Genomic DNA, 15,194 nt, shown 5'->3' with positions numbered 1-15,194 from the left:
GGCGGTTGGCAAGGGCGCACAGTGTCAGGCGCTGTCAGGCGTCGCGACGGTTCACGAGGACAATGCTGATACCGAAGATGACCAGCACGAAAGCAGCGAAGTAGATCAGGCTGCCCCACGGTCCCCAGTGGAAATCGCCCATCGCCATTTCCGGGCTGAGGAAGTGATTCGCGTTGTTGAAGGGCAGGAAGGGCATGATCTTCTGCCCGAAGTCGCCGAACAGTCCGAAGAGGCTCTCGATGAGCAGTGGCCACAGCAGCAGCAAGGCAATTGCTCCAGCCGACTGACGAATGATGGCGCCGACACCAACGGCCAGTACCACGCAGAAGAACGCGTAGATCGGGATGCCGTACATGGCGCGCCAGTCCGAGCCGCTCGACAGGGTCATGCCGACGCCGGCTTCGGAACCTGCCAGGACCTTTGCCATTGCGTACGCACCGAAAGCCAGAACAAACGTCAGGACGGCACCGAATCCACCGATCAGACCGGCTTTGGCAGCGAGGACCGATGCCCGGTTGGGCACTGCCTGAAATGTGGTCCGAATCGTTCCGAAGCGGTACTCGCTGGTGATCGCGAGGGCCGCCATGATCATGAGGACCATGATTCCGAAGCCCGAGATTCCGGCGGTCGCAAGTGCGGTGTCGAGTTCGGGGGCGCCTTGGGTGTCCGACGACTGAGTGGACTTGGCGACCGTACCCATGATGGCGGCAAATCCGAGAGCGAGAACAACGATGATGACCGAGCACCAGAGTGGCGATTTGGTCGTGGTGATCTTGATGCGTTCAGCACTGAGAACAGCCATTACAGTGCACCTCCCATGACATTCTGGTGAGCGTTCGGTTGCGCGACGGCGGGGCCGGTGACCCCGGTCGCGTGGTACTGGACATCGTCGCCGGTGAGCTTCATGAAAGCGTCTTCCAGAGAACCACGCTGAGAAGCCAACTCGTGCAGCACAATTCCCTGCGCACCCGCCAAGTTACCCACGATTTCGGTGGTGGAATCGACAACGACCAGAGCGGGAACAACACTCGAACCGTCTTCGCGCACCGTCAATCCCTGCGACGTCAGTACGCTGCGCAATGCATCGAGCTGAGGACTACGCACTCGAACCGTCGACTCGGACGAACGATCGACGAACTCGGCGACCGTCGAATCCGAGATCAATCGGCCACGGCCGATGACAACCAATTGTTCCGCGGTCAAAGCCATTTCCGTCAGCAAGTGGCTCGACACCAGCACGGTGCGTCCCTCGGCAGCCAACCGCTGCATGAACTTACGGATCCAGACGATGCCCTCCGGATCGAGACCGTTGACGGGCTCGTCGAACAACAGCACCTTCGGATCACCCAGCAGCGCACCGGCCAGGCCGAGGCGCTGAGACATACCGAGCGAGAATCCGCCGGCCTTCTTGCCCGCAACCTCGGACAGCCCCACGAGTCCGAGAACCTCGTCCACCCGAGACTTCGGAATCCCGTTCGACGCAGCCATCCACTGCAGGTGCGCCCGGGCGCTGCGGTTCGGATGAACCCACTTCGCGTCGAGCAACGCGCCGACGGTACGCAACGGGTCCTTCAGCTCGCGGTACGACTTGCCTTCGATCAACGCCTCACCCGACGTCGGGCGATCCAACCCCAGAATCATCCGCATCGTCGTCGACTTACCGGCGCCGTTGGGTCCGAGGAACCCGGTGACGATGCCGGGGCGGACGGTGAACGTCAGATCGTCCACCGCCTTGGTCGGTCCGTAAACCTTGGTCAATCCCCTCAGTTCAATCATGAGGGGAACTCTGCCCGATCCGGCCCCGCCGCACATCGGCCGCAGGTCTAGTTCGGCGTGGTACCCAGGTAGGACATGAACCCCGGGAACCACCCCGAGGGAACCCCTAGGAGGACGCCTGCGCCCAGAATCGTTTCGGGATCCGGCCGGCGTGCCTGGCTTCGAAACCGGCGACGACGGCATGACGCATCGCCGACGCCATGAGCGCGGGATTCTTGGCCCTGGTGACCGCGGTCGCGAGCAGTACAGCGTCGCAGCCCAGTTCCATGGCACGTGTTGCGTCGCTGGCCGTTCCGATTCCGGCGTCGAGAATGACCGGCACACCGGCGCGCTCGACGATCATCTCGATGTTGTGCGGGTTCGCAATGCCCAGTCCGGTCCCGATGGGTGAACCGAGCGGCATGACAGCCGCGCAACCAACCTCTTCGAGCCTAAGCGCCAGGACCGGATCATCCGTCGTGTACGGCAGCACGGTGAATCCGTCGTCCACCAATTGTTCTGCGGCGGAGACAAGTTCGATGGCGTCGGGTAGCAAGGTTCGCTCGTCGGCGATGACTTCGAGTTTCACCCAGCTGGTCTCGAGCGCCTCACGTGCCAACTGCGCCGTCAACACCGCTTCGGCCGCGCCGCGGCATCCGGCCGTGTTCGGCAGTGGTTCGATTCCGAGGCGCCGAAGCAGATCCAGCACGCCGGTACCGCCGGCAGCGTCGACGCGTCGCATCGCGACAGTGGTCAGTTCGGTACCGGACGCGACCAGCGCTTCCTCGAGAACTGCGAGGTTGGCAGCGCCGCCGGTGCCGGTGATGAGCCGGGAGCCGAAGGTACGGCCCGCGATAGTCAGGAGATCGTGTTCAGCCACCCTGCACCGCCGTGAGGATCTCGATTTCCCAACCACGCGAGACGGATTCGTCCCAGCGCCCACGCGGGAACAACGCACCGTCGACGGCGACGGCAATTCCCTTGCTGGGCAGTTCGAGGTGCGTCAGAAGTTCGGCCACCGTGACGGCTCGATCGAATTCGAGTTCTTCGCCGTTGACGGTGATCCCGATCGGGACCTGCTCACTCATGAATTTTCCTTCACTGCTGCGAACCGCTGGGGTTCGGTTCCTTTGACCTCGACCAATGATGTGCCGTTCAACAACGCGAGTGTCGCGTCTGCGGTGACCGGAGTCAGGAGCACACCGTTCCTGCCGTGCCCGGTGGAGATGACAACACGCTCCGAGACCCGCCCGATCAGCGGTAGGTTGTCCGGCGTCATCGGGCGCAAGCCGGCCGCGCACTCGTAGAGTTCGTATTCACCGATCGCCGGCATGAGCGCTTCGGCGTCGTTGATCAGATCTCGCACACCGGCCATGGTGACCTGCGTGTCCTCACCGGATTCGTATTGTGTTGCACCGACCACGATTCCGTCGCCGCGCGGCACGAGGTACGCGGGTCGGCCGTGGACGCTGCCTCGGATGGTACGGCTGGGCGCGGGCGTCACTCCCGGCCGGCTGCGCAAACGCAGAATCTCACCTTTGACCGGCCGCACAGGTAGTCCTGGCCACAGCTTCGGTGAGGCGATTCCCGCGGTCAGCACGATCTGATCGGTATGGAGTTCCGCGAGATCGTGGACCGCGCGGTTGATCAATTCGACACCGGACGCCACGCACGCGGCCTGCAGAGCGGCCAACAACACACGATTGTCGACGGCTGATTCCCCGACGGCCATGAGGCCCGATCGAATGCCGCGGCCGAGCATCGGTTCGAGTTCACGGATCTGCGCCCGGCCGAGGATCTGCAGTTCGTGCCCCTGCGCGCTGACCCATTCCGCGATGGTCGCCAGGTCCTGAGCGTCGGCGCTGTCGAGGGCGACGGTGAGTGAACTGTCGGTGGTGAACACCGACGGCCCGAATTTCTGCAGGTGTTTGCCGAACTCCGGCCACCGCTCCAACGAGGCCGCGCCGACGGTCAACGCCGTTTCCTCACCTGGCCAGCCCTCGGACAGCGGGGCGAGCATTCCGCCCGCGACCCAGGAGGCGCCGGTTCCGATCGCCGGGTCGTACAGCTGTACTGCCCATCCGTCGCGCGCTGCGTACCAGGCAATGGACAGTCCGATGACTCCCCCGCCGACCACCGCAACCGAACGTGCGTGCGTGCTCATGACAATTCCACCCTTTTCTTCCTGCGCCGGCATGATCCGGGTCAGGTCTGACGGTCGGGATCTTTGTCGCGATCCCCTCTCAGCCCCACGAACTTTGCCTTCGCGACAAATGCGACAGCACAGTTTCGGGACTCCCGTGTCGAACCTTGCTTCCTAGAGGCTACCGTTTGCTTCGTGCACCCCACACATCCCAGTAACCTCTTCGACCGGCGCGAGCGCCTGGCAGCAGCACGGCTGTACCTGTGCACCGACGCACGTCGCGACAAAGGCGACCTCGCCCAGTTCGCGGAAGCCGCGTTGTCCGGTGGTGTCGACATCATTCAACTCCGGGACAAGGGTTCCGCGGGTGAGCGCGAGTTCGGGCCGCTCGAAGCCAAGGACGAACTGATCGCGCTTGGCGTTCTCTCGGCTGCCGCGAGGCGTCACGGCGCATTGCTGGCCGTCAACGACCGCGCTGACCTGGCCATGGCGTCGGGCGCCGATGTGTTGCACCTGGGTCAGAACGACATCCCCGTCCCCTACGCGCGAACCGTTGTCGGCGACGACGTTGTCATCGGCCGTTCCACGAGTTCGCGCGCGCAGGCCAGTTTGGCTGCGATCGAAGAGGGCGTCGACTACTTCTGCACCGGGCCCGTCTGGGCGACACCGACCAAGCCGAACCGCAGTGCGGCCGGCTTGGATCTGGTCCGCTCGACTGCCGACGCAACGCCGACGCGTCCCTGGTTTGCGATCGGCGGCATCGACGAGGCACGCGTTCCGGAGGTCATCGAAGCCGGAGCCACCCGAATTGTCGTTGTTCGTGCAATCACGGAAGCCGCGGATCCGCAGGCAGCCGCGCGCCGCCTCGCCGACATGATGGCGCTCTAGTTACCTTCCAGTTCAGCTCGCGGCAACCCGTAAGGTCTGGTCTGGTCACCTTGTCCAGTTCGACAAGAAACAAGCTGCGTGTTTGTCCGTCGACCAGCCCGAATGATCCCAATTGGTGATTTTCGTCACAGATCTATCCATTGGTCCCGCGTTTACTGGCCTCCTGATATAGCTTACCTTCAGCTAACAATTCGAATTAGGAGTTTCCATGGGATCGATCGACACCGCCTCGCTGAGCACCGCTTCACTCGAGGACTTGAACCTGGGCAAGATCAGCGAACTGCTCAAGCTCGGCATCACCGCCGTTTCCTTCATCACCGCACTGAACACACTCAGCTGAGCGCCGTTTCGGCTGGCTGCGGACCTTCCGTTCGCGTTGCCGCTCGCGCCGAAACTACAGCGAAAAGGGTCGGGCTCTGAACGAGTCCGACCCTTCTTGTATTTCTCGGGATTGTCTTACGCCTGAGCGCGTGAAGCCTCCGAGGCGTCTTGCAGAGAATCCGCACTACCCAACGTCCAACCGAATCGGCCGTCCGGCAATACAACAGTCCGTGCGCCGCCCGGATCCGTTCCCTCGGCCGCCGGAACAACGGACGTTCGCAAACTCGGCCAGGCCGAATGAAATCCCGGATGTAGCGGCAGGCTCTCGACGTCGTCCTCGCGCACCCACCGAAGTTCGGTGCTCTCACCGTTCGCGACCGTCTCGAGGGGACTTTCGACGTCGGCAACCACCGTCGTGTACGTCCATCCGCTCTCTGCGCGCATGGTGACGACGTCTCCCCGCACACGCACCGAGGACTCGTCGATCCCGGCTTCTTCGTGTGCTTCTCGGACTGCCGCATGCGTTGTGTTTTCGTGCGAGTCACGCGCCCCACCGGGCAAAGCCCAGGTTCCGCCCTGATGGCTCCACGCCGCACGATGCTGAAGCAGCACCATCGGAGTTCCGTCTACGTCAGGGGCACGCAACAACAATCCGGCGGCGCCGTGACGCCCCCAATGCCGAGTTCCGTCCGATCCGACCGACCAACCGTCACCGTCACCACGCATCGACTACCACGCCCTGCCTTTAAATTCGCCACTATCCTGCCCCACACTAACCCGTTCAATCTGCCCTCGGTGCGGACCATACTTATATGCTCGCGAAGAGCCCGCAATCCAGCGATCTTCCAGCCCGAGTGCAGAGAGTGAGAGGTGTTCGATGGTCAGCCGCGTGACACCCTCCCTCGAGCCTCGCACCGCACCCGCTCCGGCTGGCGAGAACCCGGTGGATACAGCCGCCTCGAGGCCGATGATCCAGAGCGAACTTCGCGATTTCATGACGTCGACCCCTGGGCGCCTCACCGCTGTCGGGATAGTCCTGATCTTCCTCACCCTGGCGGCGGGATTCCTGGCCGCCGCGACCATCGAGAACCGTCAAGCTCGCCTGGGCAACGTCCTGACGGAAACCGAACCGCTTGCCAACTCCGCCCAGAATCTCTACAGCGCACTGTCGGTTGCCGACGCGGCGGCAGCCACCGCTTTCATCTGGGGTGGACTCGAACCGCCGGCGGTGCGCGACCGCTACACACAGTCGATCGGCGAGGCGTCCGCAGAAATAGTGAACGCGTCCGCCGGGCTCGACACTGTGGACATGGCGGGCCAAGCCGCCCTCACCTCCATCTCGACCGACCTCACTGTGTACACCGGGCTGATCGAGACGGCGCGCGCCAACAATCGCGTCGGAAACCCCGTCGGCGCCGCGTATCTCGGCGAGGCGTCGAATCTGATGCAAACGTCCCTGCTTCCCACGGCTCAGCACCTGCATTCCGCACAAGAAGCGCAGGTCACCAAGGTTCAGAATGATTTTGTCCGCCCACCGTGGTGGCCGATCATCGCATTTGCATTGGCATTGTCCATGCTGATCGCAGTCCAGATCCGCATCGCGCAACACAGCCGTCGACGCTTCAATCTCGGATTGATTCTCGCCTCGATATCTGTTGCCGCAGCGCTGATCTGGCTGTTGACAGTCGGGTTGATCTCGGCGATCACCACCACGCGCGCGCTCGACGCGGGAGCTGGTCCGCTGCACGAGTTGACCGAAGCCCGCATCATCGCCCAGCAAGCCCGAACCGTCGAGACCCTGAGTTTGGCCCAACGCGATTCCGACGGCGACGAGACCGACATCTTCGTCAACAAGGTGAGCAACGTCGACGCCATTCTCCGTGAGCTGCAAGGCAATGGGCGGACAGGAGTTGATACCGACGTGCTCACGCAGGCAATCGACGCCCGCGATCAATGGGTGGCGGCGCACGATCGGATGGCTCTGCGCCTCGGCGTCGGAGATTTCACGGGTGCTGCGAACATCGCCGTCGGATCGGGTGCGGAGGATTCCGCTGCCGAGTACCGCGCGCTCGACGACTCGTTGTGGGAAGCCATAGTGGATTCCCGTGAGAGCCTTCGCGCCGACATCTCGTTTGCCTCGCGTGTGCTGTCAGCGTCGGCTCCGGGAGTGACGATGCTCGCCATACTTGGCGTTGTCGGTATCGCCGCCGGATTCTGGCCACGGCTGCGGGAGTATCAGTGACCGGCGGGGCGAGGATGCGCGCGCTGGTTGCGGCGTGTGCGGCCGCGCTGCTGCTGGTTGCGTGCGGCGGGGAACACGCCGAGGACCTCACCTCGTCCACCACCACGCCGTACACGCAGCCGCCGCTACCGGCTGAAGCGAGCATCGCGCCCAGCCCTACGCCGACGGCGTCGGCCAACTGTGGAGATCCGACGGCCAGCCTGCGTCCGGTCCCGGCCGACGCGAATCCTCGCCCGCCGCAGCCGAGTGTCGACAAGATCCGCGAACGTGGCCGACTCGTCGTCGGACTCGACACCGGCAGCAACCTCATGAGCTTCCGCGATCCCGCAACCGGACGCCTCGAGGGTTTCGACGTCGACATAGCCCGTGAAGTTGCCCGCGATCTCTTCGGCGATCCGGAGAAGATCGAATACCGAATCCTCACGTCCAACGAGCGGATCGAAGCCCTGCAGGATTCCACCGTGGACATCGTGGTCAAGACCATGTCCATCACCTGCGAACGCCGGGAGAAGATCGAGTTCTCCAGTGAATACTTCAATGCCAGCCAACGCATTCTGGTCGTGCGGGGATCGGACATTCGCAGCATCGACGATCTGGCCGACAAGCGGGTCTGTGTCGCGAGCGGTACGACGTCACTGAGCCGCATGCAGAAACTACAACCGGCGGCCACGGTTGTCACTGTCCCCATGTGGTCGGATTGCCTTGTGGTACTTCAACAAGGGCAGGTCGATGCCATCAGCACCGACGACACCATTCTTGCCGGACTCGCCTCGCAGGACCCGTATCTCGACATGGTCGGAAGTTCGTTGGGCATCGAGCCTTACGGGATCGGCATCAACGCCGGCAACACCGATCTGGTCCGATTCGTGAACGGTACTCTGGACCGGATCCGCACCGACGGCACCTGGAACTCTCTCTACAACCGCTGGCTCACCACGCTCGGACCGAGTACTGGTCCCCCACCTGCCGCATATCGGGATTGAGGCGGTCATGACAGAATCTCGAGATCCGAAGGACGAGGATCAGAACACCGAGTCCGAACATGCTGCCACACAGGCGGCGCAGCGATTCGAGCCGGATTTCACCGCGGCCACTGCCCGCCCCGAGCCGACATCCGCACAGCTGCGTGAGTCTGTTCCCTCCTCCGTGTCGACGCCGACGGGCCGGTCCACTCGTTCGCGCCGCTCGCGCTCGACACGCAAACTCCGTCTGGGCGGCGGTTTGGTCGAGGTTCCCCCGGTTCCCCACGTAGACCCGGCGTCGGCAGTGATGAGCGATGCGACGGTTCCCGAACGCAAACGTTTCTGTTGGAAGTGCGGAGAACCGGTGGGCCGCAAAGCCGCAGGCACGTCCGCACGCCAGAGTGGCGTGTGCCCCAAGTGCGGTTCGACTTTCGACTTCCGGCCGCTGCTCGAAGTAGGCGAACTGGTTTCCGGTCAGTACGAGGTGCAGGGGCCGATAGCGCACGGTGGCCTCGGGTGGATCTATCTCGCGATCGATCGCAATGTCAGCGACCGCTGGGTAGTGCTGAAGGGGCTCTTGCACTTCGGTGATTCCGAGGCTCAGGCCGTCGCGGTTGCCGAACGGCAGTTCCTGGCAGAAGTAGCGCACCCGAGTATCGTCAAGATCTTCAACTTCGTCGAGCACCCCCGCCCCGACGGCACCCCCATGGGCTACATCGTCATGGAATACGTCGGTGGGCGATCGCTCCGGGAAGTGCTCGCTACGTTCCCGGACGGCCGTCACATGCCGATCGAGCAGGCTATCGGGTATGTGTTGGAAATCCTTCCCGCCCTGAGTTATCTGCACTCCACCGGCTTGGCGTACAACGATCTCAAACCCGAGAACGTCATGGTGACCGAGGACCAGTTGAAACTCATCGACCTTGGCGCCGTGTCGGGAATCGAAGATTACGGATACCTCTACGGCACAGCGGGTTACCAGGCCCCCGAGATCATCGAGACCGGGCCGACGGTGGTGTCCGACATCTTCACCGTCGGCCGTACACTTGCCGTGCTCACGCTCGACATGCCCTCCAAACACGGCCGCTACCTCGACGGTCTTCCCGACCCCGCCGACGAGCCGGTGCTGAGCGAGTACGAGTTCTTCCACCGGTTGCTTCTGCGCGCCACCGATCCGGATCCCAAGAAGCGATTCCAGTCTGCTGACGAGATCGGCGGCCAACTTGTCGGTGTTCTCCATGAGGTACTGGCTCACCAGAGCGGCCAGGAAAACCCGGGACTCTCACTCGTATTCAGTAGACAGCGAACCTCTTTCGGCACCGACGATCTGGTTGCGCAGACCGACGTGTACGTCGACGGCAATTCCCGCGACAGCGGTCTCGATCCACTCGAGGTTGCCCATGCACTCCCCATACCGTTGGTCGACCCCGCCGATCCGAGCGCACCGTTGCTGGCCGCGGCCGTCCACAGTGAACCGTCCCAGACCCTCGACGCACTCCGACGCGCCCGTGAGGGCGGGATCGATCGGGTTGCCTCGGCAACCGAGGTGGCGTTTTCCGGGGAGTTCCGGCTAGCCGAAGCCAAAGCGCATCTGGACTTGAGTGATCCCGAAGCCGCGCAGAAGATACTCGACGACCTGCATTCCATCATCGGCGACCATTGGAAGATCGAGTGGTACCGCGGGCTGGTGGGATTGCAGCAGAGCGCATTCGAATCGGCTTTCACCCATTTCGAATCGGTTCTGACGGCTTTGCCGGGCGAGCTGGCGCCTAAACTTGCTCTGGCGGCAACCGCCGAATTGGTACTGCAACAATGGGATTCCGAGGATCCCGACCAATGGTGCCGCTTCGCCAGTAAGTTCTACCGCACGGTGTGGCGGACCGACCACAACTATGTCAGCGCGGCATTCGGGTTGGCACGCCAACTTGCCGAACGCGGCGACACCGGTGCCGCGGTCACGGCGTTGGACGAAGTTCCCACCAGCTCACGCCATTACAACGTTGCCCGCATGACCAGCGTGCTGACGATGCTCTCGCGCACCGAGATAGCAAAGCTCGACGAGTCCACTCTCCGAGAGGCGGCCAGACGCGTCCGCGCCCTGCCGGCCGACGAGGGTCGCTGCCTGCAGATGCGGACGCTGGTACTGGGTACGGCACTGGACTGGATCCGGGCCGGAAACCGAGCGCACGACGAACTCGAACCCATCCTCGATCTGCCCTTCACCGAGCGCGGTTTACGCACGGGTGCCGAAATGTGTCTTCGGACGCTGGCCCGTACCACCGTCTCCCGAACGCATCGCTACGCTCTGGTCGACCTCGCGAACAGCGTTCGGCCGCACAGTAATTTCTGATCACGAGCAATTTCTGATCACGAGCAATTTCTGATCACGCTCCGGGCAGTGATTTCCAGAGTCCGGACACCAGTTTCTGCGCCGCGCGGGCGATTGCCAACTCCTCGTTGGTGGGAACCACGAGCACCTCGACGGCCGACGAGGATGCCGAGATACGACGCTCGTCGCGGCTCTTCGCCTCGTTGAGTGCCGCGTCGACCTCGATGCCCAGACGTCCGAGGCCGGCAAGACTGTCGCGCCGGACGTCGATGTTGTTCTCCCCCACTCCACCGGTGAAGGTGATGACGTCGACGCCACCCAGTTGAACGATGAAGGCGCCGATGTACTTTCGCAGCATGTGAATGTAGACGTCGTACGCGAGTACCGCGTGCTGGTCTCCGGCTGCGATCAGCTCGAGCAGTGCCCGGAAGTCGTTGACACCCGAGAGTCCCTTCAGCCCGGAGCGGCGGTTGAGAAGGTCGTCGATCTCGTCTACCTTCATGCCCGAGTTCCGGTTGAGGTGCAAGATGATGCCCGGGTCGATGTCTCCGCTGCGGGTTCCCATGACCAGGCCCTCGAGCGGAGTGAGGCCCATCGTGGTGTCGATTGCCTTGCCGCCCTTGATAGCCGACGCAGACGCTCCGTTGCCCAGGTGCAGGACAATCTGATTCAGCTCTGCCGGATCCTTGCCCAAGAATGCGGCGACCCGGCCGGATACGTACTCGTGGGACGTGCCGTGGAATCCGTACCGCCGAATCTGGTTGGCTTCGGCGACGTCCCGATCGATCGCGTACGTCGACGCGGCCGCCGGAAGAGTGTGGAAGAACGCGGTGTCGAATACGGCGACGTGCGGTACGTCGGGTAGTTCCTCCCTGGCCACCTCGATACCGATCACGTTTGCCGGATTATGCAGCGGCGCAAGGGTCGACAGGTCGGAGATGGCCTTGACTACGGAATCGTCGATCAGCGTCGGCGCGTAGAAGACGTTCCCGCCGTGCACTACCCGGTGCCCGACAGCGATGACGCCGGCCTCGCTCAGCGGCCGCCCCACTTCGGCGACGATCTCGAGAACCATCTTCAGTCCGGCCCGATGGTCCGCAATGAGCAGGTTGCGGTCCGAGGTTCCGGTGCGGTGGTGGTAAACGATGTGGCCGTCCGATTCCCCGATGCGCTCGATGAGTCCGTGTGCCACCAACTCTGCCGTATCAGGATGTACGAGTTGAAATTTGATGGACGAGGAGCCGGAATTGATGACCAGTACGGTGCCGTCGCTCATGCTGATGCTCCTTGCGCCTGAATGGCCGTGATGGCCACTGTGTTGACAATGTCCTGAACCAGCGCGCCGCGCGACAGATCGTTGACGGGTTTGTTCAACCCCTGCAGAACGGGGCCGACGGCAATCGCCCCGGCGCTGCGTTGCACGGCCTTGTATGTGTTGTTGCCCGTGTTGAGGTCGGGGAACACGAATACGGTGGCCTTGCCGGCGACCAGCGAATCCGGCAGTTTCTTGTCCGCCACACTTTGCTCGACAGCGGCGTCGTACTGAATGGGACCTTCCACCAACAGGTCCGGGCGTCGCTCGCGCACCAGAGCGGTTGCGGCACGAACCTTGTCGACGTCGGCGCCGGAGCCCGAATCTCCGGTGGAGTACGAGAGCATCGCAACGCGCGGATCGATACCGAACTGGCTCGCCGTCTGCGCGGACGAGATAGCGATGTCCGCCAACTGCTGCGCGCTCGGATCCGGGACGACAGCGCAATCGCCGTACGCGAGAACACGATCCGCCAGGCACATGAGGAAGATGCTGGACACCGTCGACACACCCGGCGCCGTCTTGATGATTTCGAACGACGGCCGGATCGTATGTGCTGTGGTGTGCGCTGCACCGGAGACCATGCCGTCGGCAATTCCCAAGTGCACCATCATGGTCCCGAAGTACGAGATGTCCGCGATCACGTCGCGGGCCCGTTCGACGGTCATACCTTTGTGCGCTCGAATCGCGGTATACTCCTGCGCAAACCGTTCCGTGTACTCGGACTGCGCCGGTGCCAGGATGCGAGCCGCACTGATGTCGACGCCCAGTTCACCGGCCCGTCGGCGCACGCTTGCCTCGTCACCGAGAATGGTCAGATCGGCAATCTGACGCTGCAGAACTCGGCCGGCGGCGCGCAGAATACGGTCGTCGCCGCCTTCCGGCAGAACGATGTGCTTGCGGTTCTCGCGAGCGCGGTCGATCAGCTTGTACTCGAACATCTGCGGCGTCATCACCGACGGAATCGGTAACGCCATTCGACCCAACAGGATTTCGGCGTCGACGTGCTGTTCCATCAAACTCAACGCAGTGTCGACCTTGCGCTGCGATCCGACAGCGACGCGGCCGCGCGTTTGCGCTGCGGCACTGGCGGTGTCGAAGGTTCCGAGTGTTGTCGTCAGGATGGGCAGACGCTGTTTGAGCCCGGCCATCAAAGCGGCGATCGCGGGGTGCGGGGTAATTCCACCGTTCATGATGATGCCGGCCAACGAGGGAAATCCTTCTGCTTCATGCGCATTCATCAATGCCAGCAGTACGTCGGAGCGATCACCGGGCGCGATCACCACCATTCCCTCGGTGAGCCGTTCGAGAATGTGCTCGGCGGTCATCCCGCCCACCATCACCTTCAAGGCCTCGCGGTGCAGCAATTCGGAATCGCCCGAATAGAATTCGCCACCGGTAGCCTCCATCAACTCTGCCATCGTGGGCGAGATGAGAAGCGGAATCTCCGGCAGGCTCCACGTCGGAACGCCCAAGCCCGACAATGCGGCGTTCACGTCGTCGAGCGTGGCGGGATCACAGCGATTGGCAACCACTGCCAGCAAATGCGCGTGGTTCGAGGACAATTCGGACGCGCACAGTTGCGCCAACTGAACTATTTCCGGAGTGGTGCGACGAGCGCCCTTCAGCGCCAACAACACCGGGGAACCTAGATTCGCGGCAATTCGGGCGTTGAAACCCAACTCGCTGGGACTCGCGACATCCGTGTAATCGCTGCCGATGATCACCACGGCGTCGCTGCGCTCGGCCACCGCGTGGTACTTCGCGACGATGTCGGCGAGCGCCGCCTCCGGATCTTCGTGCACCTGCTCGTACGTGACACCGAGAGCATCCTCGTACGACAAATCCGCTGTGGTGTGCTCGAGCAACAATTCGAGGATGTAGTCGGTCTCCGCAGTGGACCGAGCGATGGGGCGGAAGACGCCGACGCGGGCGACCGTCGCGCACAACATCTGCATCACGCCCAATGCAATGGTGGACTTCCCGGTATCACCTTCGGGAGAAGCGATGTAGACACTCGACACGGGTGCAGGCGCGCTGGACATGCCCCACAGCTTAGTGGGGCCACCCACCCAGCTTGCTCGAATGAGTGGTGACCGTCACCGAGAATCAGGCCACCGGTGGCACCGAGACAGACGAACGGTGCCTGCCACGCGGCGAGTGGCAGACACCGTCAACGATGAGCTTTCCGTCAGCCCAGTGCGCGCAACCGCGGTGCGAGATCGCGCTCGAACAGTTCGAGGAAACGACGCTGATCATGGCCGGGTGCGTGGAACACGAGGTGGTTGAGTCCGGCGTCGACGTAGGCCTTGACCTGTTCGACGGCGTCGTCGGGATCGGACGCGACGATCCAGCGCTTCGCGACCTGCTCGATGGGCAGCGCGTCGGCTGCAGCTTCCATTTCGATGGGGTCTTCGATGCTGTGCTTCTGCTCCGGTGTGAGCGAGAGCGGCGCCCAGAAACGGGTGTTCTCGAGCGCTGCGTCGGGATCCGTGTCGTAGCTGATCTTGATCTCGATCATCTTGTCGATCTCGGCGACGTCGCGCTCGGCCTTGGCTGCGCCTTCCGCCACTGCCGGCAGCAGCTTCTCGGTGTAGAGATCCATGCCCTTGCCGGACGTGCAGATGAAACCGTCGCCGGCGCGGCCCGCGTACCGCGCAACGACCGGTCCACCGGCTGCGATGTACACGGGGATACCACCCTCGGGAACGTCGTAGATCGAGGCGCCGCGGGTCGTGAAGTACTCACCCTCGAAGTCGACGCGGTCACCCAGCCATAGCTCGCGCATCAGCCGAACAGACTCCCGCAGACGCGCAAAGCGCTCCTTGAACTCAGGCCATTCGCCCTGGAATCCGGTGGCGATCTCGTTGAGCGCCTCACCACTGCCCACACCGAGCATGATGCGTCCCGGGTACAGGCAACCCATGGTCGCAAAAGCCTGCGCGATAACAGCCGGGTTGTAGCGGAACGTCGGAGTCATCACCGACGTGCCGATCTGCACGCGCTCGGTCCGCTCACCCACTGCCGTCATCCAGGCCAGTGAGAAGGGTGCGTGGCCGCCGTTGTGTCGCCACGGCTGGAAATGATCACTGACCGCAACGGAATCCATGCCGTGCTGCTCCGCGAGAACTGCCAGCTCCACCAGCTCCCGAGGCCCGAACTGCTCCGCTGAGGCCTTGTATCCGAGCTTGAGCTCCTGCGCCACTATGTGCTCCTCTTCGTCTTTGTTCGCTATGACGTGA

At 63.1% G+C, this 15,194-nt stretch carries 14 protein-coding genes; 5 read left to right on the top strand and 9 right to left on the bottom strand.

The genetic code is table 11. The features are described 5' to 3' along the window. Window positions 1-34: 34 nt before the first annotated feature. The 5 genes from V2B23_RS20585 to thiO all read right to left on the bottom strand — a co-directional run bounded on the left by V2B23_RS20585 (window position 35) and on the right by thiO (window position 3,919). On the bottom strand, window positions 35-802 hold the full coding sequence (locus tag V2B23_RS20585; RefSeq protein WP_430952049.1) for an ABC transporter permease: 768 nt from the start codon (window positions 800-802) through the stop codon (window positions 35-37). Next, a complete protein-coding gene (locus tag V2B23_RS20580) occupies window positions 802-1,776 on the bottom strand; it encodes an ABC transporter ATP-binding protein (RefSeq protein WP_430952048.1) in 975 nt (324 codons plus the stop codon). Before V2B23_RS20580 ends, V2B23_RS20585 begins: the two co-directional genes overlap by 1 nt. Before the next feature lie 106 nt (window positions 1,777-1,882). Then, window positions 1,883-2,635: a thiazole synthase gene (locus V2B23_RS20575; protein WP_430952047.1), complete on the bottom strand. Its 753-nt coding sequence runs from the start codon at window positions 2,633-2,635 to the stop codon at window positions 1,883-1,885. Continuing rightward, window positions 2,628-2,843, bottom strand: coding sequence for a sulfur carrier protein ThiS (gene thiS, locus V2B23_RS20570; protein ID WP_430952046.1), 216 nt, complete (start codon window positions 2,841-2,843; stop codon window positions 2,628-2,630). The genes V2B23_RS20575 and thiS overlap by 8 nt, the downstream gene beginning before the upstream one ends. Further along, window positions 2,840-3,919, bottom strand: a complete 1,080-nt coding sequence (gene thiO, locus V2B23_RS20565) for a glycine oxidase ThiO (RefSeq protein ID WP_430952045.1) — start codon at window positions 3,917-3,919, stop codon at window positions 2,840-2,842. Before thiO ends, thiS begins: the two co-directional genes overlap by 4 nt. Window positions 3,920-4,093: 174 nt before the next feature. Here thiO and thiE point away from each other — a divergent pair, with 174 nt between their 5' ends. Beyond that, complete coding sequence (gene thiE, locus V2B23_RS20560; protein WP_430952044.1) at window positions 4,094-4,786, top strand: thiamine phosphate synthase; 693 nt, start codon at window positions 4,094-4,096, stop codon at window positions 4,784-4,786. 208 nt (window positions 4,787-4,994) lie between these two features. Then, window positions 4,995-5,126, top strand: a complete 132-nt coding sequence (locus V2B23_RS20555; protein WP_255285215.1) for a hypothetical protein — start codon at window positions 4,995-4,997, stop codon at window positions 5,124-5,126. Between the two features lie 116 nt (window positions 5,127-5,242). On the opposite strand, the gene V2B23_RS20550 is transcribed toward V2B23_RS20555, so the two are convergent. Next, entirely contained in the window at window positions 5,243-5,833 is a 591-nt protein-coding gene (locus V2B23_RS20550; protein ID WP_430952043.1) for an NUDIX hydrolase, read from the bottom strand. A gap of 163 nt (window positions 5,834-5,996) precedes the next feature. Here V2B23_RS20550 and V2B23_RS20545 point away from each other — a divergent pair, with 163 nt between their 5' ends. From V2B23_RS20545 to V2B23_RS20535, 3 genes are read left to right on the top strand one after another with little or no spacing between them, the layout of a single operon-like run. Then, window positions 5,997-7,349, top strand: coding sequence for a hypothetical protein (locus V2B23_RS20545; protein ID WP_430952042.1), 1,353 nt, complete (start codon window positions 5,997-5,999; stop codon window positions 7,347-7,349). A 14-nt stretch (window positions 7,350-7,363) separates the two neighbouring features. Next, window positions 7,364-8,332 carry a glutamate ABC transporter substrate-binding protein gene (locus tag V2B23_RS20540; protein ID WP_430952329.1) on the top strand — a complete coding sequence of 323 codons (969 nt, stop codon included), beginning with the start codon at window positions 7,364-7,366 and terminating at the stop codon, window positions 8,330-8,332. Window positions 8,333-8,339: 7 nt separating this feature from the next. Next, the gene (locus tag V2B23_RS20535) at window positions 8,340-10,661 is read left to right on the top strand and encodes a tetratricopeptide repeat protein (RefSeq protein ID WP_430952041.1); all 2,322 of its coding nucleotides are present in this window, start codon (window positions 8,340-8,342) and stop codon (window positions 10,659-10,661) included. A gap of 34 nt (window positions 10,662-10,695) precedes the next feature. Here V2B23_RS20535 and V2B23_RS20530 read toward each other — a convergent pair whose 3' ends face one another. The 3 genes from V2B23_RS20530 to fgd form a co-directional block, all read right to left on the bottom strand. Then, window positions 10,696-11,916 carry an acetate kinase gene (locus V2B23_RS20530; RefSeq protein ID WP_430952040.1) on the bottom strand — a complete coding sequence of 407 codons (1,221 nt, stop codon included), beginning with the start codon at window positions 11,914-11,916 and terminating at the stop codon, window positions 10,696-10,698. Continuing rightward, window positions 11,913-13,997 (bottom strand): phosphate acetyltransferase, encoded by a 2,085-nt coding sequence (pta, locus tag V2B23_RS20525; RefSeq protein ID WP_430952039.1) that lies wholly within the window; start codon window positions 13,995-13,997, stop codon window positions 11,913-11,915. Before pta ends, V2B23_RS20530 begins: the two co-directional genes overlap by 4 nt. Window positions 13,998-14,143: 146 nt before the next feature. Continuing rightward, complete coding sequence (fgd, locus tag V2B23_RS20520) at window positions 14,144-15,157, bottom strand: glucose-6-phosphate dehydrogenase (coenzyme-F420) (RefSeq protein WP_138869903.1); 1,014 nt, start codon at window positions 15,155-15,157, stop codon at window positions 14,144-14,146. Window positions 15,158-15,194 lie beyond the last annotated feature (37 nt).

Source organism: Rhodococcus sp. 24CO (genome assembly GCF_050586165.1).
GTDB lineage: Bacteria > Actinomycetota > Actinomycetes > Mycobacteriales > Mycobacteriaceae > Rhodococcus_F.
Note: the sequence above shows the minus strand (reverse complement) of the source record. Positions and strands in the feature narration are given on the sequence as shown.